General features: G+C 72.1%; 23 protein-coding genes. 6 read left to right on the top strand and 17 right to left on the bottom strand.

Annotated elements, in window-relative coordinates:
- Positions 1–27: 27 nt before the first annotated feature.
- Positions 28–1,605: a DUF2142 domain-containing protein gene (locus tag E9228_RS14230; RefSeq protein WP_166781184.1), complete on the top strand. Its 1,578-nt coding sequence runs from the start codon at positions 28–30 to the stop codon at positions 1,603–1,605.
- Positions 1,606–1,609: 4 nt separating this feature from the next.
- On the opposite strand, the gene E9228_RS14225 is transcribed toward E9228_RS14230, so the two are convergent.
- Positions 1,610–2,602, bottom strand: coding sequence for a lysylphosphatidylglycerol synthase domain-containing protein (locus E9228_RS14225; RefSeq protein ID WP_166781183.1), 993 nt, complete (start codon positions 2,600–2,602; stop codon positions 1,610–1,612).
- The gene (locus E9228_RS14220; protein WP_166781182.1) at positions 2,599–3,822 is read right to left on the bottom strand and encodes a polysaccharide pyruvyl transferase family protein; all 1,224 of its coding nucleotides are present in this window, start codon (positions 3,820–3,822) and stop codon (positions 2,599–2,601) included. The genes E9228_RS14225 and E9228_RS14220 overlap by 4 nt, the downstream gene beginning before the upstream one ends.
- Positions 3,823–3,941: 119 nt before the next feature.
- Between E9228_RS14220 and E9228_RS14215 the strand changes: the two genes are divergently transcribed.
- Positions 3,942–5,147, top strand: a complete 1,206-nt coding sequence (locus tag E9228_RS14215) for a glycosyltransferase (protein ID WP_166781181.1) — start codon at positions 3,942–3,944, stop codon at positions 5,145–5,147.
- A 156-nt stretch (positions 5,148–5,303) separates the two neighbouring features.
- On the opposite strand, the gene E9228_RS14210 is transcribed toward E9228_RS14215, so the two are convergent.
- The 3 genes from E9228_RS14210 to E9228_RS14200 form a co-directional block, all read right to left on the bottom strand.
- Complete coding sequence (locus tag E9228_RS14210) at positions 5,304–6,611, bottom strand: nucleotide sugar dehydrogenase (protein ID WP_166781180.1); 1,308 nt, start codon at positions 6,609–6,611, stop codon at positions 5,304–5,306.
- Positions 6,612–6,688: 77 nt separating this feature from the next.
- Entirely contained in the window at positions 6,689–7,222 is a 534-nt protein-coding gene (locus tag E9228_RS14205; RefSeq protein WP_166781179.1) for a PH domain-containing protein, read from the bottom strand.
- Between the two features lie 4 nt (positions 7,223–7,226).
- Positions 7,227–8,054, bottom strand: coding sequence for a biotin--[acetyl-CoA-carboxylase] ligase (locus tag E9228_RS14200; protein WP_166781178.1), 828 nt, complete (start codon positions 8,052–8,054; stop codon positions 7,227–7,229).
- Between the two features lie 74 nt (positions 8,055–8,128).
- Here E9228_RS14200 and E9228_RS14195 point away from each other — a divergent pair, with 74 nt between their 5' ends.
- Positions 8,129–9,724, top strand: a complete 1,596-nt coding sequence (locus tag E9228_RS14195) for a carboxyl transferase domain-containing protein (RefSeq protein WP_166781177.1) — start codon at positions 8,129–8,131, stop codon at positions 9,722–9,724.
- Positions 9,721–9,984 (top strand): acyl-CoA carboxylase epsilon subunit, encoded by a 264-nt coding sequence (locus E9228_RS17175; RefSeq protein WP_166781176.1) that lies wholly within the window; start codon positions 9,721–9,723, stop codon positions 9,982–9,984. The genes E9228_RS14195 and E9228_RS17175 overlap by 4 nt, the downstream gene beginning before the upstream one ends.
- 467 nt (positions 9,985–10,451) lie before the next feature.
- On the opposite strand, the gene E9228_RS14185 is transcribed toward E9228_RS17175, so the two are convergent.
- The 4 genes from E9228_RS14185 to E9228_RS14170 form a co-directional block, all read right to left on the bottom strand.
- Positions 10,452–11,510 (bottom strand): hypothetical protein, encoded by a 1,059-nt coding sequence (locus tag E9228_RS14185; protein WP_166781175.1) that lies wholly within the window; start codon positions 11,508–11,510, stop codon positions 10,452–10,454.
- Positions 11,507–12,673 carry a sensor histidine kinase gene (locus tag E9228_RS14180; RefSeq protein ID WP_166781174.1) on the bottom strand — a complete coding sequence of 389 codons (1,167 nt, stop codon included), beginning with the start codon at positions 12,671–12,673 and terminating at the stop codon, positions 11,507–11,509. Before E9228_RS14180 ends, E9228_RS14185 begins: the two co-directional genes overlap by 4 nt.
- Positions 12,674–12,874: 201 nt before the next feature.
- Entirely contained in the window at positions 12,875–13,600 is a 726-nt protein-coding gene (locus E9228_RS14175; protein WP_425248382.1) for a response regulator transcription factor, read from the bottom strand.
- Between the two features lie 128 nt (positions 13,601–13,728).
- Positions 13,729–14,988 carry a class I SAM-dependent RNA methyltransferase gene (locus E9228_RS14170; protein WP_166781173.1) on the bottom strand — a complete coding sequence of 420 codons (1,260 nt, stop codon included), beginning with the start codon at positions 14,986–14,988 and terminating at the stop codon, positions 13,729–13,731.
- A gap of 14 nt (positions 14,989–15,002) precedes the next feature.
- On the opposite strand from E9228_RS14170, the gene E9228_RS14165 reads away from it, so the two are divergent.
- Together E9228_RS14165 and E9228_RS14160 are read left to right on the top strand one after the other, a co-directional pair.
- Positions 15,003–15,761: a Maf family protein gene (locus E9228_RS14165; RefSeq protein WP_166781172.1), complete on the top strand. Its 759-nt coding sequence runs from the start codon at positions 15,003–15,005 to the stop codon at positions 15,759–15,761.
- Between the two features lie 98 nt (positions 15,762–15,859).
- A complete protein-coding gene (locus E9228_RS14160; RefSeq protein WP_166781171.1) occupies positions 15,860–17,635 on the top strand; it encodes an acetyl/propionyl/methylcrotonyl-CoA carboxylase subunit alpha in 1,776 nt (591 codons plus the stop codon).
- A 79-nt stretch (positions 17,636–17,714) separates the two neighbouring features.
- Here E9228_RS14160 and E9228_RS14155 read toward each other — a convergent pair whose 3' ends face one another.
- From E9228_RS14155 to E9228_RS14120, 8 genes are all read right to left on the bottom strand, one after another.
- A complete protein-coding gene (locus E9228_RS14155) occupies positions 17,715–18,641 on the bottom strand; it encodes a hypothetical protein (RefSeq protein ID WP_166781170.1) in 927 nt (308 codons plus the stop codon).
- 169 nt (positions 18,642–18,810) lie between these two features.
- Entirely contained in the window at positions 18,811–20,442 is a 1,632-nt protein-coding gene (locus tag E9228_RS14150; RefSeq protein ID WP_166781169.1) for a phosphohexomutase domain-containing protein, read from the bottom strand.
- Positions 20,439–21,269 (bottom strand): purine-nucleoside phosphorylase, encoded by an 831-nt coding sequence (locus tag E9228_RS14145; RefSeq protein ID WP_166781168.1) that lies wholly within the window; start codon positions 21,267–21,269, stop codon positions 20,439–20,441. Before E9228_RS14145 ends, E9228_RS14150 begins: the two co-directional genes overlap by 4 nt.
- 24 nt (positions 21,270–21,293) lie before the next feature.
- Positions 21,294–21,566 (bottom strand): PTS sugar transporter subunit IIB, encoded by a 273-nt coding sequence (locus E9228_RS14140; RefSeq protein WP_111074264.1) that lies wholly within the window; start codon positions 21,564–21,566, stop codon positions 21,294–21,296.
- A complete protein-coding gene (locus tag E9228_RS14135; RefSeq protein ID WP_166781167.1) occupies positions 21,563–22,012 on the bottom strand; it encodes a PTS sugar transporter subunit IIA in 450 nt (149 codons plus the stop codon). Before E9228_RS14135 ends, E9228_RS14140 begins: the two co-directional genes overlap by 4 nt.
- Before the next feature lie 4 nt (positions 22,013–22,016).
- Positions 22,017–23,129, bottom strand: coding sequence for an adenosine deaminase (locus E9228_RS14130; protein WP_166781166.1), 1,113 nt, complete (start codon positions 23,127–23,129; stop codon positions 22,017–22,019).
- A gap of 125 nt (positions 23,130–23,254) precedes the next feature.
- Positions 23,255–24,541 carry a thymidine phosphorylase gene (locus E9228_RS14125; RefSeq protein ID WP_166781165.1) on the bottom strand — a complete coding sequence of 429 codons (1,287 nt, stop codon included), beginning with the start codon at positions 24,539–24,541 and terminating at the stop codon, positions 23,255–23,257.
- Positions 24,542–24,543: 2 nt separating this feature from the next.
- Positions 24,544–25,056, bottom strand: a complete 513-nt coding sequence (locus E9228_RS14120; RefSeq protein ID WP_166781164.1) for a cytidine deaminase — start codon at positions 25,054–25,056, stop codon at positions 24,544–24,546.
- Between the last annotated feature and the right edge of the window lie 6 nt (positions 25,057–25,062).

The following is a 25,062-nucleotide window of genomic DNA, read 5'->3' as shown; positions in this document are numbered from 1 at the left end:
GCGGACCGGCGACCGTAGGATGGCCCGGTGCTGACGACGACCGGACGCCGTGCCGACGCCCCTCCGACCACACGTCGGGAGCGCATCGCCGTCGCCGTCGTGACGGTGACCTTCGGCCTGTGGCTGCTCGTCTGGGCGCTCGTCGTCCCGGTCTTCCAGGCACCGGACGAGACGGCGCACATCGACGCCACCGTGCACCTGGCGATCGGGGACGCGTGGGTCGCGCCCGGCGAGATGCACGTGCTCAACGCCGTGCAGGCCGCCGCGGGACAGCAGGCGACGCTGCCGAAGGCGGAGTGGTCCGACTTCGCCGAGCTGCTCGCCGGCGCACCCGGTGAGTCCAGCACGGTCGACCAGATGACGCAGCACCCGCCGACCGCGTACCTCGTCGGAGCACTCGTGCTGAAGGCCGTGCACTTCGCCGACCTGCGGTGGGACCACGCGGTCCTGGTGCTCCGCCTGGTCGACGTCGCCGCGGTCACCCTGCTGCCCCTGCTGACGTGGGCGTCCGTCCGCCGCCTGACACGATCGCCCCGGGCCGCGGTCGTCGGTGCACTGGCCCTGTTCGCCACACCGCAGTTGGCCTCCATCGCGTCGTCGGTGTCGAACGACGCCCCCGTGATGCTCGTCGCCGGCATCGTCGTCTGGCTGTCGGTCCGCCTGCTCACGGGCGACCTCCGGTGGCGGACGACGGTCGCACTCGCGGTGGCGCTCGGTGCCCTCATCTGGATCAAGGGGACCGGGCTGCCCGCGATCCCGTTCGTGGCGCTCGTCGTCCTCGTCGCCGGGGCCGGGGTGCTGCCGCTGACCCGCCGGGTGGTGCGGACCGTGGTCACCCTCGGCATCGCGGCCGTGGTCGGAGCCTGGTGGTGGCTGCACAACCTGCTGACCTCCGGCCAGGTCCAACCGAACGGCTACACGGCGATGCGGCCGCCGAAGGACTTCCCACCGGGCGAGCACCCGACCCTCGCCCACTTCCTCGACGTCAGCTGGGGCACCCTGGCGCGGACGTTCTGGGGCAGCCCGGGCATCAAGGCCCAGGTGAGCATCGGCGACCTGCTGACGAGCCTGCTCACGCTGGTCGCCCTCGTCGCCGTGGTCGTGTTCGCCTTCCGTCGTGGCGCCGGACGTCGGGAGGTCCTCGTGCTCGCGGTGTTCCCGGCGCTGCTCATCGGCATCCAGACGTACACGAGTGCGCACGCCTACCTGACGACGACCGAGGTCGCGGCGACCCAGGGCCGCTACTACTTCCCGGCGATCGTCTGCCTGATCGCGCTCAGTGCGGTGGCGTGGGGTCGTCTGGCTCCGGCGGCGGGCTCCCGCGGTCGCGACGCCGTGGCGGTGGGTCTCGCGATCGCGCTGCCCGCGGTCGGGCTGTACGGCCTCGGTGTCGCGTCGAGCTGGTTCTGGAACGCGGCCCGCGGTCCGCTCACGGCCGCGGGGATCACGCGCTACGAGGCGCTCGGACCGGTGCCGCCCGTCCTCGTCGGGGCACTGGTCCTGCTGGTGCTCGTCGGGCTCGCCGTGACGGTCGTCGCGGTCGTCCGGACAGGAGGCGCGGTGCCGGTCGCGGACGAGCGCCGACCGGTCGCCCCGCGCGGCTGACCCGTCAGTGCCCGGGTGCCGGCTCCACCTCGGTGGAGCCGGCCTCGTCACCGCTGCGGCGGTGCGCGAACCACGTCGGGACGGCCGCCGTGAGCAGGAACAGGCCGTCGACGGCGAGGCTCCAGACGCGGGTGACGACCACGACGACCAGGGCGATCGGCACGGGCATCACGAGGCCCAGGAGCAGCGCCTGCACGCCCTCGCGGACGCCGAGCCCACCCGGTGCGAAGACCGCGAGCATGCTGATCGCCGACGCCATGCTGGCGGCACCGATCACGAAGGTCGCGTCGGTCGGGGCGAGGGACGGGTACACGGCGAGCGTGATGAAGTAGTACGCGGCCCCGGAGAGCACGGCACCGGCGACGTAGAGCCCGGCTCCGCCGAGGACGGTGCCGAGGCTCGGGGCGACGTCGGCGTCGAGCGGCGGCCGGCGGAGGATCCGCAGCGCGGTGCTGATGAGGAAGACGAACACCTTCGGCACCAGGCAGACGACGCACCCGACGAAGGCCACGATCATCAGCACGATGATCCACGGGTCCAGGTTGTGCGTCCGCGGGTCGATGAGCAGCAGGACCAGCGCGAGCGCGAGCGTCGCCGCGATCTGCAACGCCCCCTCGAGCAACCCGCTGACACCGAGCCGGGCACGGGACACCCCGTGCTTCGAGGCGAAGTAGACCTTGCCGATGATCCAGGTCGCCGCACCGGGGATGTACCGCCCCATCCACGACTTCGCGTAGACGAACGTCAGGGCGACGCCGCTGCCCTGCAGGCCGGTCGCGCCGAGTCGTCGGAGCAGGAAGAACCAGATGCCGACGCCCCAGTACCGGAAGCCGAGGCTGATGACCGTCGCGACCGCGACCCACCACCAGTTCCAGCGGATGTCGGCGAGCTGCGCCCAGTCGACGCCCCGGATGTAGAGGAACAGGAAGAGGGCGAGCAGCAGGTAGAAGGCGATCGGGACGACCCGCCGCAGGACCTTCTTCGTCGTGGGGCTCACGCGCTGCGCTCGGTCCCGCGCGCGAAGTCCGCGTGCAGCGCGTCCGTCATCCGGGCGACGCCGGTGGCGAGGTCGGTGACGACCCGACCGCGGTGCTCGTCGAGGTCCTCGAGCGACGCCACCACGTCGGCGACGAACGTCGGGGTGAGGGCGTCCTCGATCGGCCGCGCGTAGCGCTGCTGACCGATCTGCTCGAAGAACAGGCGGCCCTTGTCCACGTAGTACAGCACCGTGGCCGGCACACCGGCGATGGTCGCGACGATGGCGGAGTGCAGGCGGCTGGCGATGAAGAGCCGGCTGCGGGACATCAGTCCTGCGTACTCGGCCGGCGAGAACTCGTCGGCCTCCACGACGAAGGTGCGGTCGCCGTGGCGCATGGCCGCGATGACCTCGCGGGCGAACGCGGCGTCACCCTCGGACGCCTCCATGTGCATCGGGTAGAAGACCACGTCGGCGTCCCACCGCTCGACGACGGTGTCGACCAGCTCGGCGAGCGCCGCCCGGTACGTGACGAGGTCGTCGGACTCCGTCTGGGAGCGGCGCAGTGCCTTCGGGATGAAGCGGAACGGGATCCACCCGCTGCGCTTGTAGTGGAACCACCGTCGGACGCCGATGCCGATCGAGCCGTCGAGCCGGTCCGCGGTGAGCCCCGTCGTGCGCTCGAGGCGTGCGAGCACATCGGCGTCGGGCGTGGTCACCGTCCCGACGACCGCCGGGTCGAACGACGAGATGACGGGGGTCCGGACGCCCCACGACAGCAGCTTGTCGCGCGATTCCTCGTCGCGGACGATGAAGACCTCGGTCAGGTCCACCGTCGCGCGGATGAGGCGCTTGCTGATCGTCGCCGACGTCGGGCCGATGCCCTGGAACGCCCCCACGACGTGGCGGTTGACCAGGCGGACGAGCAGGAACTTCAGCAGCCAGTACACGAGGCCGAGCTTGTTCGTGTAGTCCTTGAGGATCTCGCCGCCACCCCAGAGGACGACATCGGCGGTCCGGGCGGCACGCAGCAGCAGGAACAGGTCGCCGATCCCGGTGCTGTACGGGGAGATCGGCAGGAACCGGATGCCGAACCACTCGGCGTCCCGGTCGGGGTACTGCGACAGCGACACGATCTCAGCGCCCGGCCAGCGACGGCGGGCGAGCTCGATGTTCCCGGCGAGGATCGCCCGGTCGCCGCGGTTGTGGGGCGAATCGCTATTGTGGATGAGTACGCGCACGGGTCTCCTGCTCCGGGTCCGGCCGCGCCGCACACCGGTCGCGCCGCGGGCCTCCAGCAGGGTACCAACCCGACCAGGGCTGCCCGACCGCGATCGTCCGACGACCGGGAGGTCCCTCCATGTCCGCACCCGCCCGCACGGCCACCACCCGGCCCCGTCTGCTCGTGCTCGCGTCGACGTTCCCGTCGCACGCGGACGACGGCGTCCCCGCCTTCGTGCTCGACCTCGCGCGGCAGGAGGCGGTGGAGTTCGACACCGCGGTGCTGACCCCACGCGTCGCCGGGGCCGCACGCTCCGAGACCGTCGACGGGGTGCGGGTCCGCCGGTTCCCGTACTTCCCGCGCCGCTTCGAGGACCTGGCCGACGGCGCGATCCTCGACAACCTCAAGGCCGACCGGAAGCGCATCGTGCAGGTGCCCGCGCTCGTCGTCGCCCAGTACTTCGCCGTCCGCCGCGCCGTGCGCGCCGGACGCCCCGACGTGATCCACGCCCACTGGGCGATCCCGCAGGCGTTCGTCGCTGCCCTCGCGGCACCGGGCGTCCCCCTCGTCGTGACCACCCACGGCGGGGACGTCTACGCCCTCCGCGCCGCACCGCTGGTCCGGCTGAAGCGGTGGGTGTTCGGGCGGTCCGCCCACGTGACGACCGTGAACGACGAGATGCGCGAGCGGCTCACCGAGTGGGGCGTCCCGGAAGACCGGTCGAGCGTGATCCCGATGGGCGTCGACCTCGGTCCGGCCCGCGCGGCACGGGGACAGGCGACGCGTCGTCCCGGGCACGTCGTCGCGGTCGGGCGGCTGGTCGAGAAGAAGGGCTTCGGGAACCTGATCGAGGCGCTCCGCGGCGTCGAGGACGTCCCGTGGTCGCTCACCGTCGTCGGGGACGGGCCGTGGCGCGAGCGGCTCGAGCGGCAGGCCGCCGGCCTGCCCGTGACGTTCCTGGGCCAGCGGGGGAAGTCCGAGGTGCTCGCGACGCTCGCCTCCGCCACCGTCGTGGCACTGCCGTCGGTGGCCGCCGCCAACGGCGATCAGGAGGGCCTGCCGGTGACCCTGCTCGAGGCCGCGGCGGTCGGCGCGGCCGTGGTCGCCAGCGACCTGCCCGGCATCCGGGAGGTCGTGCGGGACGACGTCTCGGGCCTCCTCGTGGCTCCCGGCGACGTCGACGCCCTCCGCGCGGCACTCGTCCGGGAACTCACCGACGAGGACGCCCGCTCACGCCACCAGGACGGTGCGGTCCACGCGGCGGCCGAGTACGCGACCGAGCGCATCGGCGCCCGCTACCGCGACGTGCTCCGTGCCGCGGCCCGTGGTGACCACTCCGCCTGACCCGGACGGGATGCCGGACGGCCGCGATGCCGGCCCGGCGGAACGGCGGACGGCCGGGCGGACCGCTGGTCCACCCGGCCGTCCGCCGGTGCTCAGGCCGTCAGGGCGTGAGGCCGTGAGGCCGTGAGGCCGTGAGGCCGTCAGCGCCCCATGCCGTCAGCGCCCCATGCCGTGGTGGGCGAACCCGGCCGCACGCCAGGCATCGCGGTCCAGGCAGTTGCGCCCGTCGATGACGATCGGGGACGCGACGACCGCGGCGACCGCGGTGGCGTCGAGCTCACGGAACTCGTTCCACTCGGTGAGGACCAGCACGAGGTCGGCGCCGGTGAGCGCCTCCATCGCCGAACCCACGTAGTCCAGCTCCGGGTGCAGACGACCGGCGGTGCCCGTCGCCTCCGGGTCGTACGCGGCGACGACGGCGCCCTGCTCGTGCAGACGGGCCGCGATGTCGAGCGACGGGGAGTCCCGGACGTCGTCGGAGTTCGGCTTGAACGCCAGCCCGAGGACCGCGACGCGCTTGCCGGTGACGTCGCCGCCGAGTGCCGTGGTGGCGAGGTCGACGACGTGGGCCCGACGACGCAGGTTGATGGCGTCGACGTCGGCGAGGAACGCGAGCGACTCGCCGACCCCGAGTTCGTCCGCACGCGCCTGGAACGCCCGGATGTCCTTCGGCAGGCACCCACCGCCGAAACCGAGTCCGGCGTTGAGGAACTTGCGACCGATGCGGGCGTCGTGCCCGATGGCGTCGGCGAGCGCCGTCACGTCGGCACCGACGACCTCCGCGATCTCGGCCATGGCGTTGATGAAGGAGATCTTCGTCGCGAGGAAGGCGTTCGCGCTGACCTTCACGAGTTCCGCGGTCGCCAGGTCGACGACGAGTCGGGGGGTCTGCTCGGCGAGCGCGACGGCGTAGACCTCGTCGAGGGCGGCGACGGCCGCTTCGCCCTCGGGCCCGGCCGGGACGCCGTAGACCAGGCGGTCCGGCGCGATGGTGTCCTGCACGGCGAAGCCCTCGCGGAGGAACTCGGGGTTCCAGACGAGCGTCGCACCGGGGACCGCAGCGCTGACGCCCTCGGCCAGACGGGCCGCGGTGCCGACCGGGACGGTCGACTTGCCGACAACGAAGTCGCCGGCGGACAGGTGCTCGGTGAGCGAGGCGACGGCGGCGTCGACGTACTTGAGGTCAGCGGCACCGGTCGGACCCTGCGGGGTGCCGACGGCGACGAAGTGGACGCGGGAACCCGCGACCTCCGCCATGTCGGTCGTGAACCGGATCCGGCCGGAGGCGAGTGCCTCGGTCAGGATCTCGGGCAGACCGGGCTCGAAGAACGGGGCTTCGCCCGCCGCGAGTCGTTCGATCTTCCCCGGGTCGACGTCCACCGCGACGACGTCGTGCCCGAGCTTGGCCATGGAGGCGGCGTGGACGGCACCGAGGTAACCGCAGCCGATGACAGAGATACGCACGGGATGACGGTACCGGCTCGTCGCCCGATGGTGGTGACGGTGAACCGCAAGAACCCGCGCGGTTCCCCGCAGGACGGCTAGCGGTCGTGCCGCGAGGTGCCACGGACGATGTCGTCCCAGTCGGGCTCCCGGTGCCGGCGGCGGGCTTCGTGCGCCTCGACGAGGTCGTGCAGCACCGCGACGACGAGGTCCGCGTGCGGGACGTCGCCGAGCACGAGGGCCGGGTCGTCGCCGGGGAACACGAGCACGTCCCCGGACCGGAAGAGACCCTGCGCGCCCTGCCGCCGCACGGTGACGTCGTACCCCCGGGAGTGCAGGAGCTCCCGCCGGGTCCGTGTGCCGAGACCGTGCGAGACGACGAGCCGACGGGTCGTGACGACGTACCGCTCGGACATCCAGCGCAGCAGCGGCACCACCCCGCCGAGCAGGACGAGCACGACGACGAGGACCGCGACCACCACGTTGAGCCAGGCGAGCTCCGCCCGGAAGACCCCGAACCCGAACCCGCCGGCGGCCGCGACGACGATGACGAACACGGCGGGGCGGACGAGCCGCCGGGCATGCGGCCGGAGCCGGGCGACGACGAGCTCGGGGGCAGGCTCGTCCGTCATGGGCTCATGCATACCGCAGGTGGGTGACGTCCCCCACCGCGACGCCCCTGGAGGCGCCGGTCCGGTCCCGGATCGTGATCCGGCCGTCGTCGTCGACGCCGGTCGCATCGGCTTCGACCGTGGACCCGTCCGGCAGCTCGAGCCGCACGCGTTGGCCGACGGTCCCGCACACGGCGCGGACGTGGGACCGGACCGCGTCGGCGGCCGCACCGCCGGCGACCAGCCCGGCCACGGCCTCCCGGAGGCCCGTCCACAGGCCCGTCAGGACGGTGTCGGCGAGCGTCGTGGCCGGTCCGGTGGCGCCCGCGACGAGCAGGGAGGTCGCGGTCGGGGTCGGCAGCTCGGCCGCCGGGATGGTGAGGTTCACGCCCACGCCGACGACGACGGACCCGTCGGCGGCGACCTGGCAGAGCACACCGCTCACCTTGCGGCCGTCGACGAGGACGTCGTTCGGCCACTTCACGAGGACCCGACGAGCGGTGTCGGCGTCCGCATCTGCGTCGATGCCCGCGAGCGCGTCGACGACGGCGTCGCGGACGGCGGCGCCGGCGACGAGCGGCAGCCACCCCCGGTCACGCGGGTCGAGGTCGGCGCGCACGAGCACGCTGGCTGCGAGGGTCTCACCGGCCGGGGCCACCCAGGAACGGTCGAGCCGTCCCCGTCCGGCGGTCTGGTCGAGGGTCACGACGACGCTGCCGGAAGCCAGGTCCGGCGCCTCCTGGAGCAGGTCGGCGTTCGTCGACCCGGTCGTCGGCAGCACCGTCATCGTCGCGCCGGCGGCCTCGACGGCGGCGCGAGCGGAGGCGAGTTCGGGGGCGACCGGTGTGGACATGCACGCAAACCTACGGCCCGGAACCGTGGGGGTCCCCCAACGGACGCGTCCCGGACCGCCGGTAGGGTGAGCGGGTGACCACAGGAGACACCCCCGATCTCTCGACGACCGCCGGCCGTCTGGCTGACCTCCGCGACCGGTACCACGAAGCCGTGACCGCCGCAGGCGAGTCCGCGATCGCGAAGCAGCACGCCAAGGGCAAGATGACGGCCCGCGAGCGCATCGAGCAGCTGCTCGACGAGAACTCCTTCGTGGAGCTCGACGAGTTCGTCCGCCACCGCACCCACGCCTTCGGCATGGAGTCGAAGCGTCCGTACGGCGACGCGGTCGTCACCGGCCACGGCACGATCCACGGCCGCCAGGTCGCCGTCTACGCGCAGGACTTCACGGTCTTCGGCGGGTCGCTCGGCGAGGTGGCCGGCGAGAAGATCGTCAAGGTGATGCAGCACGCGTTGAAGACGGGCGTGCCGATCATCGGCATCCTCGACTCCGGCGGCGCACGCATCCAGGAGGGCGTGGTCGCGCTCGGCAAGTACGGCGAGATCTTCCGCCTCAACACCGCGGCCTCCGGCGTCATCCCGCAGATCTCGATCGTGATGGGCCCGGCCGCGGGTGGCGCCGTCTACTCCCCCGCCCTCACCGACTTCGTGATCATGGTCGACAAGACCAGCCACATGTTCGTCACCGGCCCCGACGTCATCAAGACCGTCACGGGCGAGGACGTCGGCTTCGAGGAGCTCGGCGGCGCGCAGACCCACAACGCGGTCTCCGGTGTCGCGCACTACCTGGCCGAGGACGAGACCGACGCGCTCGACTACGCGCGCTCGCTCATCGGTTTCCTGCCGGACAACAACCTGTCCGACCCGCCGACGTACGACGTCGCACCGGAGCTCGAGACGACCGACGCCGACCGCGAGCTCGACGTCGTCATCCCGGACTCCACGAACCAGCCGTACGACGTCACCCAGGTCATCGAGCACGTCGTCGACGACGCCGAGTTCCTCGAGGTGCAGCCGCTCTTCGCGCCGAACATCATGATCGGCTTCGGTCGGGTCGAGGGCCGCACGGTCGGCATCATCGCGAACCAGCCGCAGGCCATGGCCGGCACGCTGAACATCGACGCCGGCGAGAAGGCCGCGCGCTTCGTCCGCTTCTGCGACGCCTTCGGGATCCCGATCCTGACGCTCGTCGACGTGCCGGGGTACCTCCCCGGCACCGACCAGGAGTGGACCGGTGTGATCCGCCGTGGCGCGAAGCTGCTCTACGCCTACGCCGAGGCCACCGTCCCGCTCGTGACCGTCATCACCCGCAAGGCCTACGGCGGCGCGTACATCGTGATGGGCTCGAAGCAGCTCGGCGCGGACATCAACCTCGCGTGGCCGACGGCCGAGATCGCGGTCATGGGCGGCCAGGGTGCCGTGAACATCCTGTACCGCAGCGAGATCAAGCGTGCGGAGGAAGCCGGCGAGGACGTCGCCGCGGTCCGCACGAAGCTCGCCAACGAGTACACCTACAACGTCGCGTCGCCGTACCTGGCGGCCGAACGTGGCGAACTCGACGGCATCATCCAGCCGCACGCCACCCGGGTCGCGGTGATCAAGGCGCTGCGGGCACTGCGCGGCAAGCGTGCCAGCCTGCCGCCGAAGAAGCACGGGAACATCCCCCTGTGAGCCCGCGCCACGCTGCCGCAGGTCCGGCCGACGGCTCCGCCTCCGCGTCCGCGTCCGTCGCGGACGTGCGGGTCGTGGGCGGCGACCCGTCCCCGGAGGAACTGGCCGCGGTCGTCGCGGTCCTGCAGCGCCAGGCCGACGAGGCCGCCGCGGCCGGACGCGCACAGGCGGAGACCGCACCGCGCGACGGCTGGACGCGGTCGGCGCGGGGCATGCGGGAACCGCTCCACCAGGGCTCGTGGAGCCGGTCACTCCGCTGACCCGGCCCGCATCCGCCACCGGTCACACCCGGGCTCCGAGCTGTACCCCGTTCGATACCGACCGGTGTCGACGTCACCACGCTGCGGACGCACCGTTCGGTCTCCCCTCACTCGGGGGTCGCACAGACGGGGATCGGTCCCAGATCGGCCGAATTGTCCCCCGAAATGACGACTGACACCCCCTGGTGCTGTTGGCATCATTGTCGGTGTTCGGTGTTCTTCGTTGAAGTGCATCGCCGGTCGGTGGCCGACTAGGGTACGAAGCCACCGCCGAGACGAGTCAGGGCGATATTCGGGTTGTCGCTCTGACTCGGGTCGCGAACGGGCCGGTCGGTAGCTCCGACCGGCCCGTTCCCCGTTTCCGGGGTGTCCGTCGACATCGCGTCCGCCCGCTCGGTCAGGCTCATGCGGTCAGGCCTGTGCGGTCAGGCCTGTGCGGTCAGGCCCGTGCGGTCAGGCCCGTGCGGTCAGGCCTGTGCGGCGTACCGGTCGATCTCGAGCCACAGTGCGACGGAGTTCCCGTCGTCCTCCTCGTCGTCGTCCGCCGCTCCGAGCGCCGCGGACTCGCTCTCCGCCGCGTCCAGGCGCAGGCCGACGACCGTCACGGCGGAGTCGGCGTTGTCCGGCACGGTCCGGACGATCACGTTGTCGGCGTCCGCCTCGTACGCACGCCGGAGTGCGTCGGCGAGCTCCGCGTGCACACGCTCCTGCTCGACGGTCTCGAGGTCGTCCAACCCCCCGTCGTCGTGCAGCTGCACGACCGCTCCCCGACGGCGCAGACGCATCACCTCTGCCCGGACGTCGTCGGACAGCAGCGAGCGGCCCCGGATCTCGTCGCGGATCGCCTGCTCCAGGTGCAGGCTCTCCGCACGCTCGTCCTCGTCGAGACCGCCGCAGGTGTCGATGATGCGCTGGAGCATCGGCAGCGCCATGCGGGTCGTCTGGCCGAGCCGGACCTGGCGCTCCGACACGTGTGCGTCCTGCGCCGCCTGCCAGTCGACGGTCTCCTGCTCCGCGCGGACGAAGTCACGGGTGATCCGGTTCGCGTGGCTCATCGCGATCGCGAACCCGGTCGCCACCGACAGCCAGATCACGTTGCCGAGCGCGCCGAGCTCGCCCAGCGCCCCGAGGCCAGCCCAGGCGACGGAGTGCACCGTGCAGAAGGCGACCCCGACCCAGGCGAACCGCCCGCGCTGCCGGACGGCCAGCACGACCATCAGGGTCCCCACGGCGGCGATCCACCACGTCGAGTACGTCGGTGCCACCCGCAGGTCGACGACGGTCGAACACACCAGGGGCATCACGACCGCGGTGGCGAGCGCGAACCACGCCACCCAGACCGGCAGGACCGGACCACGGACGAAGAGCGCGAGCGCGGTCGCGGCGGCGTAGAGGACCATGCAGGCGATGACCGGAGCGGCGGCGGCCGACGTGCCCGGCAGCGTCGTGGCGGCGAGCACCAGGTGGAGCAGCGAGAAGAGTGCGGCCAGGCCGATGGCGACACCGGCGGGGACGGAGGCCCTCATGCGCGTGCCTCCCGCTGGTCGCCCGGACCGGCACCGGACACGTCGTCGGCGCCGAGTGCCGGCCACCGGAGGACGATCCGGGTGCCGGAACCGGGTGCGGTCCGGAGGTCGGCCTCACCGTCGGCCGCGGCCATCCGCTCGATGATCGACCGACGCACACCGAGTCGTTCGGCCGGGACGGCGTGCGCGTCGAACCCGGTGCCGTCGTCGGCGACCTCGACCTGCACGGACGGACCGTCGGCGGCGATCGTGACCCACCGGGTGACGTCGTCGCCGGCGTGCTGGACGCTGTTCACCGCCGCCTGCAGTGGCGCCGAGGCGAGCGCGTCCGCCGCCGAGAACGGCAGCGAGGGACCGGCCGTGGGCACGCTGCGGACCTGCACCGGGGCGCCGAGCGACGTCACGGAGGCGACGATGCGGTCACGCAGGACGTCGAACGGCACGAGCTGGTCCTCCCCCGGCCCGTCGGCGGCCGCAGCCGCGAGGTGGTCGATGGCGTTCCGGGCCATCCGGGCCGCGAGGGTCTTCGCGTCGGGGGTGTCGGCGCGCGCGGCCGAGAGCAACGTGGTCAGCACGCTGTCGTGCACGATGGCGTCGACCTGGACACGCTCGACCTCCGTCGCGTGCTCGCGGATCGCCCGGGAGTACCGGCGCACCGCGGTGGCCTGGGCCACATCGACCGCGGCAGCAGCACGCCGGAGCACCACGATGAGGATCAGTGCCGCGATACCGAGGACGGCCGTGTAGGCACCGTCGAGGAGCGCCCGCTGGACGCCGACCGCGCCACCGGCCGGCGAGAGCCGCAGCACGACGTAGATGATCGGCACGAGGGCGTTGTACACGGCGGCGCGCCACGTGGCGAAGCTCAGCGACGCCGCGATCGTGCCGACGTTGCAGAGCCACCACGGCCACGGCGGTTGGTTCACGGGCAGTGCTTCGCGGACCGTCAACGGGAAGGTCACGAGCGCGACCAGGAACAGCAACGCGCAGACGATCTGCGCTGCCTGGGACCACCGCTGCACGATCGCCGACACCCCGACCGCGACGAGCGAGAGCGCCATCCCGATCGCCGTCGCCGGCGCCCAGAACGGGTCGAGCGAGGGCAACTGCTTGAGGAGCCCGGGGATGTTCGCCGCGCCGAACCCGATCGCGGCGATGGCCATCAGGATCGTGAACGCCCGGTCGAGGGAAGCCTGAGTGATCGTGGCCCGTACGGAGCGCGACGGGTCGACCCATTCATGGCCACGGACGTGGCCGGCCCCCGTCGGAGCGGCGGCTCCCGGGGACGACGGACGCCGGGCCGCTGCCGGCCCGGCGTCCGCCGATGCGTCGGTGGTCACGAGGACCGTCCGGCGCGCCAGGCGTCAGCGACCATCGCCGTCGGGGTCGATGCCCGAGTCGAGACCCGGCAGGATCCCGTCCTCGACGGCCCGACGGAGCAGGTCGACCTTGGTGGGTGCGGGGCGACCGACCTCGACGTACTTCACCCGGATGCGGTCCAGGTACTCACGTGCGGTCGAGTAGCCGATGCCGAGCTGCTGTGCCGCGAGCTTCAGCGGCAGACCCGATGCGTACAGGTGCAGGATCTCGCGCTCGCGGCGACCGAGCTGGGCCTTCGCGAAGTCCCGGTCGGCGTCGATGGCGCTCGCCCACTCGAGGTTGTTGAGCACGTCGCCCCGTGCCACCGTCGCGACGGCGGCCATCACGGTCTTCGTCGCGGACGACTTCGGGATGACGCCGGCAGCCCCTGCTGCCAGTGCCTCGCGGACGTTCGCGACGCGGTCGGCGATGCTGTGCACGAGCACGGCGGAGCCGGTGCCCTGCACGCCCTTGACGTTCTCGGTCACGGTCGAGCCGTCGCCCAACGACAGGTCGAGGACGACGACGTCGACCTCTCGACCGCCGAGCTGGGCGATGTACTCCGGGACGCTCGCGGCGGTGAGGACCACCTCGAACCCCTCGTTCTGACACGCGGCCTGGATGCCCAGTCGGACCGACTCGTGGTCGTCGACGATGGCGACCCGGACCGGCCGTGTCTCGGTACCGGCAGTCCCTGTCGTGCCGGTCGATGTGCTGGTGGTGTCTGCCACGGTTGCCTCTCGTTCCGACGACGCACCGGGCCCTGATCCCGGTTGCCGTCGACTCCAAGGATACCCAGGTCAGCCTCAGCTTCGTACCCCGGCACGGAACCCGTCAGGGGCCGACCACGCATCGGAGCTCAGGCGACCGGCACCAGGCGCGCCACGGCCTCCAGGTGGTGGGTGTGCGGGAAGAGGTCGAAGGCGCGGAGGGCCTCCAGGCGGTAGCCGAGATCGGCGAACGTGGCGACGTCACGGGCCAGCGCGACCGGGTCGCAGGCGACGTAGACGACCTGGGCCGGCTGCAGCGCCGCGATCGACACGACGACGTCACGACCGGCGCCGGAACGCGGCGGGTCGAGCACGATCGTGCCGGCGCGGAAACGCTCACGCTCCGGACGGGAGGCCGACTCGACGGTGCGGGAGAGCCACCGGTCGACACGGCCGGTCTCGGCACGGGCACCGATCCACTCGGACAGGTTCTCGAGCGCGTGCTCGGTCGCACGGGTCGCGCTCTCGACGCTCGTCACGCGGGCACGGGGCCCGACGACGTCGGCGAGCGCCGCGGCGAGGAGCCCGACACCGCCGTAGAGGTCGAGGTGCTGGCCCTCCGGGTCGAGCCGGTCATGGTCGACGAGGTCCTGCACGGCCGCCGTGAGGACGGCGGGGGCCTGGCGGTGCACCTGCCAGAAGCCGTCGTCGTCGACCGCGAACGTCCGGTCGCCGACGACCTCCTGCACGACGGTGGGGCGCTGGGCGTCGATGACCAGGCGGGCGCCGCCGGATCCGCTCGGGCTGAGGACGTCGACGACCTCGGCGCCGGGCATCGATCCGCGGCCGAGCGGCGCTGAGCCCTGCACGGTGGCGGTCGCCAGCGGGAGCGAGGTGACCGGCACCACGGTGTGCGAGCGTGCGGCGAACGGGCCGGGCGTGCCGTCGGCGTCGACGTGCAGGCGGATCCGGGTGCGCCAGCCGAGGCCGTTCGCGTCGTCGTCACCGGGAGCGGGCTCCACCACGACGGGCGCGCCGAGGACGGCGTCCAGGTCGATGCGTCCGAACCGCGAGAACGAGTCGACGAGGACGTCGCGCTTCAGGGTCCGCTGGTGGGCGAGGGCGATGTGCCCGAACTCGGCACCACCCGGGCGGACTGCGGGGTCGCGGTCGAGGCCGGCCTCGGGCCAGACGTGGTCCACGCGGTGCTCGCTCGGTTCGAGGACCTGCACCGTGTCGGCGCGCCAGAACGACTTCTTCCGGTCCTCCGTCACCCGGGCCACGACCCGCTCCCCGGGGATCGCGTCCGTGACGAACACCACGCGCCCCTCGTGCCGTGCCACCGAGATGCCGCCGTGGGCGATCCCGGTGACGTCGAGTTCGAGCAGTGTGCCGACGGATTCACCCATGGTTCGATGTTCCCATGCGTCTGTACCTCGCGAGCACCTCCCCCGCCCGTCGCGCCCTGTTGGCGCAGTCCGGGATCGATCCGGTGCTCGTCTCCCCGGGGGTCGACGAGGACGCCGTGGCCGCGGCCGAGCGAGACCGAATCGGTCGTGAGCTCACCGGTCCGGAGCTCGTGTCGCTGCTCGCGGTGGCGAAGGCGTCGGCGGTCGCGGACGGCCTGGTCGAGCGGGCGGACGCGGACGGCGCCGAGCTCGACGGCATCGTCTTCGGCGGGGACTCGGCCTTCGAGGTCGACGGGGTCCTGTACGGCAAGCCGCACGACCCGGAGGTCGCGCGGGAGCGTTGGCGGCAGATGCTCGCCGCGGGCGGCGGGACACTGTGGAGCGGGCACTGCATCGTGGACCGGCGCGGCGGACCGGGAGGCGCGGTGCGGGCCGGTGACGAGCCTCCCGTCCGCCCCGTGGCCGCGGTCACACTCGGCGCGGTCGCGCCCGGCGGGTCGGCGCTCGTGGTCGACGGTGACCGGGTCGTCGCCGTGGACAGCGCCGTGCTGACCTTCGCCGACGACATGACGCCCGCGGAGATCGACGCGTACGTGGCGACGGGCGAGCCGCTCGAGGTCGCCGGCGCGTTCACGATCGACGGGCGCGCCGCTGCGTTCATCACCCGCATCGACGGCGCGCCCTCCGCGGTCGTCGGCCTGTCGCTGCCCGTGCTCCGCTCGATGCTCCTGCGCGGGTTCGGGATCGCCTGGCACGACCTCTGGGCGCAGTAGACCTCGCGCCGTGCTGTAGACATCCACCTGCAGCCGGTGGTGATTCTTGTGGATGGCGGTCAAAACACGACCCCGGCACACGAATACGCTGATGTTCCATGCCCCGCATCAGCAAGGTCCTCATCGCGAACCGCGGCGAGATCGCCGTCCGCATCATCCGAGCGGCCCGCGACGCGGGCAAGGCATCGGTCGCGGTCTACGCCGACCAGGACCGTGACGCCCTGCACGCCCGCCTCGCCGACGAGGCCTACGCGCTGAACGGCACCACGAGCGCCGACACCTACCTGGTCATCGAGAAGATCATCTCGGTCGCCCGACGTTCCGGCGCCGACGCCGTGCACCCCGGGTACGGGTTCCTCGCCGAGAACGCCGACTTCGCCCGTGCCGTCATCGACGCCGGGCTCGTCTGGATCGGCCCGTCGCCCGAGTCGATCGAACGCCTCGGCGACAAGGTCTCGGCGCGGCACGTGGCCGAGAAGGTCGGCGCACCCCTCGCCCCCGGCACGATCGAGCCGGTGCAGGACGTCTCCGAGGTCGTCGCGTTCGCCGACGAGGTCGGACTGCCCGTCGCGATCAAGGCCGCATTCGGTGGCGGTGGTCGCGGCCTCAAGGTCGTCCGCGACCGGTCGCAGATCGAGGAGCTGTTCGAGTCCGCGACCCGTGAGGCCATCGCCGCCTTCGGGCGCGGCGAGTGCTTCGTCGAGAAGTACCTCGACAAGCCGCGCCACGTCGAGACCCAGTGCCTCGCGGACGAGCACGGCAACGTCGTCGTCGTCTCCACGCGCGACTGCTCGCTGCAGCGTCGCCACCAGAAGCTCGTCGAGGAAGCACCGGCGCCGTACCTCACCGAAGCGCAGCAGACCCTGCTCTACGAGTCGTCGAAGGCCATCCTCCGCGAGGTCGGCTACGTCGGTGCCGGCACCTGTGAGTTCCTCATCGGCGCCGACGGCACGGTCTCGTTCCTCGAGGTCAACACCCGGCTGCAGGTGGAGCACTGCGTGTCCGAAGAGGTCACCGGCATCGACCTCGTGCGCGAGCAGTTCCGCATCGCCGAGGGCGGCACGCTCGACTACGAGGACCCGACCCCGCGCGGTCACTCGTTCGAGTTCCGTATCAACGGCGAGGACCCGGGCCGCAACTTCTTCCCGGCGCCGGGCCCCGTGCACGTCTTCAACGCCCCGTCCGGCCCCGGCGTCCGCGTCGACTCGGGCGTGGTCTCCGGCGACGTCGTGTCCGGCTCGTTCGACTCCATGCTCGCGAAGCTCATCGTGACCGGTTCGACGCGTGCGGAGGCACTCGAGCGCTCACGTCGTGCCCTGGCCGAGTTCGAGGTCGCGGGGCTGCCGACCGTCATCCCGTTCCACCGGGCGGTCGTCGCGGACCCCGCGTTCGCGACGTCCGACGACGAGCCGTTCAGCATCTACACGCAGTGGATCGAGACGGACTTCGTCAACGACATCCCGGCGTGGAGCGGATCCCCGGAGGAGCTGCCCGCCCCGGCCTCCCGCGACACGGTCGTCGTCGAGGTGCAGGGCAAGCGCATCGAGGTGACCATGCCCGCCGTCGTCGGTGGTGGTGCCGGCGGTGCCCGTCGTCCGTCGGGGCCGTCCGCTCCCCCGAAGCGTCGGTCCTCCGGCGTCAAGGGCGGCCGTGCTGCCTCGGGCTCGTCGGTCGCGTCGCCGATGCAGGCCACCGTCGTCAAGCTGGCGGTCGCCGAGGGTGACACCGTGGTGAAGGGCGACCTGCTCGTCGTCCTCGAGGCCATGAAGATGGAGCAGCCCGTCCAGGCGCACAAGGACGGCGTCGTCACCGGGCTGAACGCCCCCGTCGGCCAGACCGTCTCGTCCGGCCACGTCCTGCTCGAGCTCGCGTAGGTCTCTCGCAAAACACCGGTGTTCGTCTGAAACGCCGCGCTTGTTCGCGGTGTGACTGACGAACACCGGTGTTTCGCCGTCAAGAGCCACGCGGCAGGCCGGCACCCGTGAGGGCGCGGGACAGACGATCGTCGTCCTGGACGTCGGCCCACACCACGCGGACGAGCGTCCGGACTCGTGGTCGAGCCCGTAATCGGTCCTCGCGGAGCTTCTCGGCGATGACCACCTCCTCCGGGTTCCGCCCCTCACGGAGGGCCGGATCCCGGTACTTCACGAAACCGTCGAACTCCACGATCACGCCCTGCTCCGGGAACCAGAAGTCGACGAAGCCGATCCTGCCCCGTTCGTCGGCGAACTCCTGCTGGAGGACCGGCGCCGGGAACCCGAGTTCGGCCATCCGCAGGCGACAGACGGACTCGCCTGGCGATCCCGCCGCACCATCCGCGAACTCGATGGCCCGCCGCGCTCGGGTCCGCGACCGCGGTGGAGGAGTCCGGCTGCGCAGTTCATCGAGCAGCGCCTGCCGCTGTACCCCCCGAGCCATGAGCGCGTCGAGCACGACGACTGCTGCCGCGAAGGGGCTGCGGAGCGCGACGTCGACCCCGGTCACCACGAGTGAGGTGACCGGGAGGCCCTGCACGCGCGTCTCCTGCAGGTCCCGTCCGGCGCCCCCCGCCTTCTGGAGGTGCGCCCGACGCTGCCCGTCGGTCCGGATCGGATCGGTGACCGTCACGCTGTCCGGGAAGGTCCCCAACCACGGGAGTCCGTGGAGCGCCACAGCCGACTCGTGGGAGACGACGAGTCGCTCGGAGGCCCATGGGAGGACTGCTCGGATCCGAGCGCGGTGGCGCTCGTGCTCGGACGCGGCCTCGAACTCGGACGTGAGGACGTACCGACCCGCGATGAGTCGGACAACTCTGCCGCGCCGTGCTTCGTCGATGAGCCGCCGACGGTGCGCGGGGTCCGGGTCAGCAGGATCAACGGCGAGGACTACGAGTTCGGCCATGCCGAACCGTCGCAGTTTCGGCGGACCCAGCGAGCCCCACCTTCCCGCACCTGTGGACAGTCGCTCTCGCCGACGCGGAGTGCAGGGAAAGCAAAACACCGGTGTTCGTCGAACACATCGCGGCAATCCGCGGCGTGTCTGACGAACACCGGTGTTTTGCGGGCGCGCCCTACGAGACGAGCGGACGGACGGACGCGGCCAGGCGGTCGGCCAGGGCGGCGGCCTCGGCGGAGGTCGCCGCGACGGTGTCGATGTAGACCTTCACCTTCGGCTCGGTCCCGCTGGGGCGGATGATGACGCGCGCGCCGCCATCGAGGTCGAAGCGCAGGATGTCCGACGGTGGGAAGCCCTCGACCCCGTCGAGGAAGTCCGTCACCGACTCGACCGCGACACCGTCGAGTTCGGTCGGTGTCGAGGCCCGCAGCGCCGCCATGATCTCGCCGATGCGCGACAGGTCGTCCACGCGGGTGGCGACCTGCCCGGACGCGAAGGCTCCGAAGCGCTCGGCGAAGGCGTCGAGCTGGTCCGCGATGGTCCGGCCGTCCGCCGCGAGCTCGGTCGCGAGCGACAGCAGCTCCAGTGCGGCGGAGATGCCGTCCTTGTCGCGGATCACCTGCGGGTCAACGAGGTACCCGAGCGCCTCCTCGTAGCCGAAGAGCAGGTCCGGCACGCGGGACACCCACTTGAAGCCGGTGAGCGTGTCCCGGTGTCCGAGTCCGTACTGCTCGGCCACGCGGGCGAGGGCCGGCGAGCTGACGATCGACGCGGCGAGCACTCCGGTGAGCCCGGCGTCGGCCGCACGTGCGGCGGCGCGCCAACCCAGGAGCCACCCGACCTCGTTGCCGGCCAACCGGCGGTACGAGCCGGAGCCGTCCGGGATCGCGAGCGCAAGGCGGTCGGCGTCCGGGTCGTTCGCGATCACCAGGTCGGCGCCGACCGCGACACCGCGGGCGATCGCCAGGTCCATCGCGCCCGGCTCCTCCGGGTTCGGGAACGAAACGGTCGGGAACGCACCGTCGGGCTCGATCTGCTCCGGCACGACGGCCGGCTCGCGGAACCCGGCCTGCGTGAAGACCGCGCGTGCGGTCTCCCACCCGACGCCGTGCATGGCCGTGTAGACGACGGACGGCTGCGCGTCGACCGGGAGGCGCGGGGCCGGCACCGTCGCGATCGTCGCGTCCACGTACGCCTGGACGAGCGACGCATCGGCGACGGTGTAGTCCGTCCGGCGATCGAGCGAGCGGATGTCGCCGGCCGCGACGACGTCGATGGCCGCGGCGATCGCACCGTCGACGGGCGGCACGATCTGCGAGCCCTCGTCGTCACCGCCGAGGTACACCTTGTAGCCGTTGTCCCGCGGCGGGTTGTGGCTGGCGGTCACCATGACGCCAGCACCGACGCCGAGGTGCCGCACCGCGAACGCGACGAGCGGCGTGGGCAGCGCCGAGGGCAGCAGCGTGACGTCGAGGCCGAGGCCCCGCATCACCTCGGCGGAGTCCCGTGCGAAGACGTCCGAGTTGACGCGGCCGTCGTACCCGATGACGACGCTGCGGTCACGGCCGGAGTCGATGAGGAAGTGCGCGAGCCCGGCGGCGGCCTGCGTCACGACGACACGGTTCATCCGCAGGGGTCCGGCACCGAGTTCGGCGCGGAGCCCAGCGGTGCCGAACTGCAGCCGTCCGGCGAAGCGGGCGTCGAGTTCCGCGGTGTCACCCGTGTCGACGAGCCGCTGCAGTTCCGCGCGCGTCTCGGCGTCGGGGTCCTGCTCGATCCAGGTCCTGGCGGTGTCGACGACGCTCACAGTGCCGCCACCACGCGGGCGAGCAGGTCGGCGATGACCGGCTCGGCCTGCTTGCCGGCCTCGAGCACCTCGGTGTGCGACAGGGGCGTCTTCTGGATGCCGGCGGCCAGGTTCGTGATGAGCGAGAAGCCGAGGATCTCCATGCCGGCCTGGCGCGCGGCGATCGCTTCGAGCGCGGTCGACATGCCGACGATGTGGCCGCCGATCGCCTTGGCCATCTGGACCTCGGCCGGGGTCTCGTAGTGCGGCCCGCGGAACTGGGTGTACACGCCTTCGTCGAGGGACGGGTCGACGGTCTTCGCGACCGCACGGAGCCGCGCCGAGTACAGGTCGGTCAGGTCGATGAACGTCGCACCCTCGAGCGGGCTGTCGGCCGTCAGGTTGATGTGGTCGCTGATCAGCACCGGGGTGCCGGGCGTCCAGGTCTCCTTGATGCCACCGGCACCGTTCGTCAGGACCATGACCGAGGCGCCGGTCGCGGCTGCGGTGCGGACGCTGTGCACGACACGACGGACGCCGTGGCCCTCGTAGTAGTGCGTCCGCGCACCGATGACGAGTGCGTGCCGGCCGTCGGCGAGACGGATCGACCGCACCGTGCCGGAGTGCCCGGGGACGGCCGAGGCGCTGAAGCCGGGGACGTCCGCTGCGGGGATCTCGGAGACGGTCTCACCGAGGAGGTCGGCGGCCTTGCCCCAGCCGGAGCCGAGCGTCAGCGCGACGTCGTGCCGTTCGATGCCGGACCGGTCCGCGATGACTGCGGCGGCGTCACGGGCGACGTCGAACGGGTCGACGGCAGGTTCGTTCAGGGGGTTCTCGGTGCTGGACATGCGCCGATCGTACCGGGCAGCCGGTCAGCCCAGCGCCTTCTCCACCGCCGCCGTGATCTCGCTCTGGTCGAAGTGGTTCCGGATCACGATGACCTCGGCGTAGGTCGTCCCGATCGCCTCGACGAACTCCTGGCTCGTCAGGATCACGTTGGCGTCGTCGGAGACGTCGCGCACCGAGGCGACGTCGGCTGCGACGACCTCGGCCGTCAGCCCGAGCGCCGCCAGAGCCTTCTCGGCGTTCACCTTGAGGATCGCACTGGCACCGATGCCGGCGCCGCAGATGGTCACGATCTTCACGTGGTGCCCACTCCCATGATGCTCCGGATCTGGTCGGCGCTGGTGGCCTCGGCCAGCCGGCTGGTGACCGTCGGGTCGTTGAACAGGTTCGCGATCGCACCGATCGACTCGAGGTGCGTCCCGACCTCGGCCACGGCGAGGCCGAGCACCACCGAGACCGGGTCGTTGTGCGGGTGGCCGAACGCCACCGGTCCGGCGAGCGTCACCACGGCGAGCCCGTCGTGCAGCACGCTCGACCCCGGCCGGGCGTGCGCGAACGCGAGGCCAGGCGAGATGACGATGTAGGCCCCGTGTTCCTCGACCATGGCGATGATGGCGTCGGTGTAGGCGTCGGTGGTGGCCCCGGAGGCGACCAGGGCGCCGCCGACCGTCCGCAGCGCCTCGCGCCACGACGACGCGGGCGCCCCGAGGACGACGGCCGGGTCCGGCAGCGGCGGCAGCCCCATCGGGTCAGGCCTCCGCGTACCCGGCGGTGATCGCGGCGATGATCTCCTCGCGGTCCTCCAGGGGCAGGAAGGACCCGAGCGCGGCGTTGATCTGGAACGCGGCGAGGTCGTCGAGGTCGTAGCCGAACGTGCCGGCGAGGAGTGCGAGCTCCTTCGACAGCGAGGTGTTGCTCATCAGGCGGTTGTCGGTGTTGACCGTGACCCGGAAGCCGAGCTGGTACAGGACGTCGATCGGGTGGTCGGCCAGGTCGTCGCCCCACGCGGCGATGGCGCCGGTCTGCAGGTTCGACGACGGCGAGACCTCGAGCGGGATCTCGCGGTCGCGGACCCAGGACGCGACCTCGCCGAGGGTGGCGAGCATCGAGCCGTCGCCGCCGTCGGTCAGGGCGACGTCCTCGAACACGCGGACGCCGTGCCCGAGACGCAGCGCACGTCCGTCGACGAGCGCCGAGCGGATCGACGCCAGGCCGTCCGCTTCACCGGCGTGGACCGTGACGGGGAACAGCTCGGAGGCCAGGTAGCCGAACGCCGCCCTGTGGTTCGACGCGGGGAACCCGGCTTCGGCACCGGCGATGTCGAACCCGACGACGCCGTGGTCGCGGTGGCGGACGGCCAGCTCGGCGATCTCCATCGAGCGGTCGGCGTGGCGCATGGCGGTCACGAGTTGCCCGATCCGGATGGACCCGCCCGCGGCGTCGACCGCTTCTTCGACGCCGGCCTGCACGGCTTCCACCGTCTGATCGAGGGTCAGACCGCGCTGCAGGTGCTGCTCCGGCGCCCAGCGGATCTCGCCGTAGACGACGCCGTCGGCGACGAGGTCCTCGACGAACTCCTTCGCGACACGGGTGAGCCCGGCTGCGGTCTGCATGACGGCCGTGGTGACGTCGAACGTCTTGAGGTACTCCACCAGGGACCCGGAGTTCGACTGGTCGGCGAACCACGCGGCGAGCTCGGTCGGGTCGGTGGTCGGCAGCTCGACGCCGTCGGCCGCGGCGAGCTCGATGATCGTCGCGGGGCGGAGGCCGCCGTCCAGGTGGTCGTGCAGCGAGACCTTGGGCAGGTCGTTGATGACCGCTCCGGCGTCGGGCAGGCGGTAGATGGGGGCGGCGTCGCTCATGGGCACAAGGCTACCGGTGGTCACCGACCCCCGCTGGGCGGGTCGACGGACCCGTGGACCACGCACCGGAGGCTCCCCACACGTCGTGTGGGGAGCCTCCGGTCCGAGCGTGGGGCGGACGACGCCTACTGGATCCGCTCGCGCACGATGGGCCCGCGGTCCGGCGCGGAGTCGCCGATCGACCAGGCACCCTCGAGCGACTCGAGCGCCCGCTCGAAGCGGTCGGGCTCGTCGGTGTGCAGCGTCCAGAGCGGCTGCCCGGCAGTGACCGCGTCACCGGGCCTGACGTGCAGTTCGATGCCGGCACCCGCCTGCACGGGGTCCTGCGCCCGGGCCCGACCGGCGCCGAGGCGCCAGGCCGCGATGCCGAACGGCAGTGCCTCCTGGGTGGCGAGCACACCGGACTCGGTGGCGGTGACGACGTGCGTCTCCGCGGCGACCGGCAGCGTGGCCGCGGCGTCGCCGCCCTGCGCCTCGATCATCCGGCGCCAGGTGTCCATCGCGCGGCCGTCGGCGAGGGCCGCGGCCGGGTCGGCGTCGGTGATCCCGGCCAGGCGCAGCATCTCCTCGGCGAGGGACACGGTGAGCGACACGACGTCGGCGGGTCCGCCGCCGGCGAGCACCTCGACGGACTCACGGACCTCGAGGGCGTTGCCGATCGTCAGGCCGAGCGGGACCTCCATGTCGGTGAGGAGTGCCGAGGTCGCGACCCCGGCGTCCTTGCCGAGGTCGACCATCGTCTGCGCCAGGAGCTTCGACTGCTCGAAGTCCGCCATGAACGCGCCCGAGCCGAACTTCACGTCGAGGACGAGCGCCGCCGTGCCCTCGGCGATCTTCTTCGACATGATGCTCGACGCGATGAGCGGGATGCACTCGACCGTGCCGGTGATGTCACGGAGTGCGTAGAGCTTCTTGTCGGCGGGGGCCAGACCCGAGCCGGCCGCGCAGATGACGGCGCCGACGTCGGAGAGGATCTCGGTCATGCGCTCGTTCGAGATCGCCGCCTGCCAGCCGGGGATCGACTCGAGCTTGTCGAGCGTGCCGCCGGTGTGGCCGAGCCCGCGGCCGGACAGCTGCGGCACCGCGACACCGAACGTGGCGACCAGCGGTGCGAGCGGCAGGGTGATCTTGTCGCCGACGCCACCGGTCGAGTGCTTGTCCACCGTGGTCTTGCCGAGCGAGCCGAACGACATCCGCTCCCCCGAGGCGATCATCGCGAGCGTGAGGTCACGGATCTCGCGACGCTCCATGCCGTTGAGGAAGATCGCCATCGCGAGCGCGGCCATCTGCTCGTCGCCGACGTAGCCGCGCGTGTACGCGTCGACGAGCCAGTCGATCTCGGCGGTGGACAGCGTGCCGCTCGAGCGCTTCGTGCGGATGAGGTCGACGGTGTCGAACGGCTCGACGGCCATGGTCAGTGCTCCTGGTGGTAGGTGGCGAGGGTGCGGGGCCCGAAGGCGTCCGGCAGGACCTCGTCGATGGTGCGGATGCCCGAGACGGTCTCGAGGAGCATGCCCTCGGTGGAGTGCTCGAACAGCAGCTGGCGGCAGCGCCCGCACGGCATCAGGGTCGCCCCGTCGCCGTCGACGCAGGTGAACGCGACGAGCTTGCCGCCGCCGGTCATGAACAGCTGCGACACGAGCGAGCACTCGGCGCACAGCGTCACCCCGTAGGAGGCGTTCTCGACGTTGCAGCCGGAGACGATCCGGCCGTCGTCGGTGAGCGCCGCGGCGCCCACCGGGAAGGACGAGTACGGCACGTAGGCGCGGCCCATCGCGGTGGTCGCGGCCTCCCGCAGGGCGGTCCAGTCGACGTCGACGGTCCCGTCGATCGCGGCGTCCGGATCGGACGGGAGGCTCCTGGCCGGGTCCGTCCAGGCGGTAGCGTCCGCGACCTGGTCGCGGTCCGCAGCGTTCGTGTCGGTCATGGGGCG

This window comes from Curtobacterium salicis, from assembly GCF_011759505.1.
Taxonomy (GTDB): Bacteria; Actinomycetota; Actinomycetes; order Actinomycetales; family Microbacteriaceae; genus Curtobacterium; species Curtobacterium salicis.
This window is presented reverse-complemented; position numbering and strand designations above follow the sequence as displayed.

What these genes read in the sequence shown, in the direction of transcription:
- E9228_RS14170 (WP_166781173.1), bottom strand. Translation starts at nt 14,988, where the DNA reads ATGGGTGAATCCGTCGGCACACTGCTCGAACTCGACGTCACCGGGATC.
- E9228_RS14155 (WP_166781170.1), bottom strand. Translation starts at nt 18,641, where the DNA reads ATGGCCGAACTCGTAGTCCTCGCCGTTGATCCTGCTGACCCGGACCCC.
- E9228_RS14200 (WP_166781178.1), bottom strand. Translation starts at nt 8,054, where the DNA reads ATGTCCACACCGGTCGCCCCCGAACTCGCCTCCGCTCGCGCCGCCGTC.
- E9228_RS14205 (WP_166781179.1), bottom strand. Translation starts at nt 7,222, where the DNA reads ATGACGGACGAGCCTGCCCCCGAGCTCGTCGTCGCCCGGCTCCGGCCG.
- E9228_RS14125 (WP_166781165.1), bottom strand. Translation starts at nt 24,541, where the DNA reads ATGGCCGTCGAGCCGTTCGACACCGTCGACCTCATCCGCACGAAGCGC.
- E9228_RS14160 (WP_166781171.1), top strand. Translation starts at nt 15,860, where the DNA reads ATGCCCCGCATCAGCAAGGTCCTCATCGCGAACCGCGGCGAGATCGCC.
- E9228_RS14180 (WP_166781174.1), bottom strand. Translation starts at nt 12,673, where the DNA reads ATGGCCATCGCCGCGATCGGGTTCGGCGCGGCGAACATCCCCGGGCTC.
- E9228_RS14120 (WP_166781164.1), bottom strand. Translation starts at nt 25,056, where the DNA reads ATGACCGACACGAACGCTGCGGACCGCGACCAGGTCGCGGACGCTACC.
- E9228_RS14185 (WP_166781175.1), bottom strand. Translation starts at nt 11,510, where the DNA reads ATGAGGGCCTCCGTCCCCGCCGGTGTCGCCATCGGCCTGGCCGCACTC.
- E9228_RS14135 (WP_166781167.1), bottom strand. Translation starts at nt 22,012, where the DNA reads ATGGGGCTGCCGCCGCTGCCGGACCCGGCCGTCGTCCTCGGGGCGCCC.
- E9228_RS14165 (WP_166781172.1), top strand. Translation starts at nt 15,003, where the DNA reads ATGCGTCTGTACCTCGCGAGCACCTCCCCCGCCCGTCGCGCCCTGTTG.
- E9228_RS14145 (WP_166781168.1), bottom strand. Translation starts at nt 21,269, where the DNA reads ATGTCCAGCACCGAGAACCCCCTGAACGAACCTGCCGTCGACCCGTTC.
- E9228_RS14215 (WP_166781181.1), top strand. Translation starts at nt 3,942, where the DNA reads ATGTCCGCACCCGCCCGCACGGCCACCACCCGGCCCCGTCTGCTCGTG.
- E9228_RS14130 (WP_166781166.1), bottom strand. Translation starts at nt 23,129, where the DNA reads ATGAGCGACGCCGCCCCCATCTACCGCCTGCCCGACGCCGGAGCGGTC.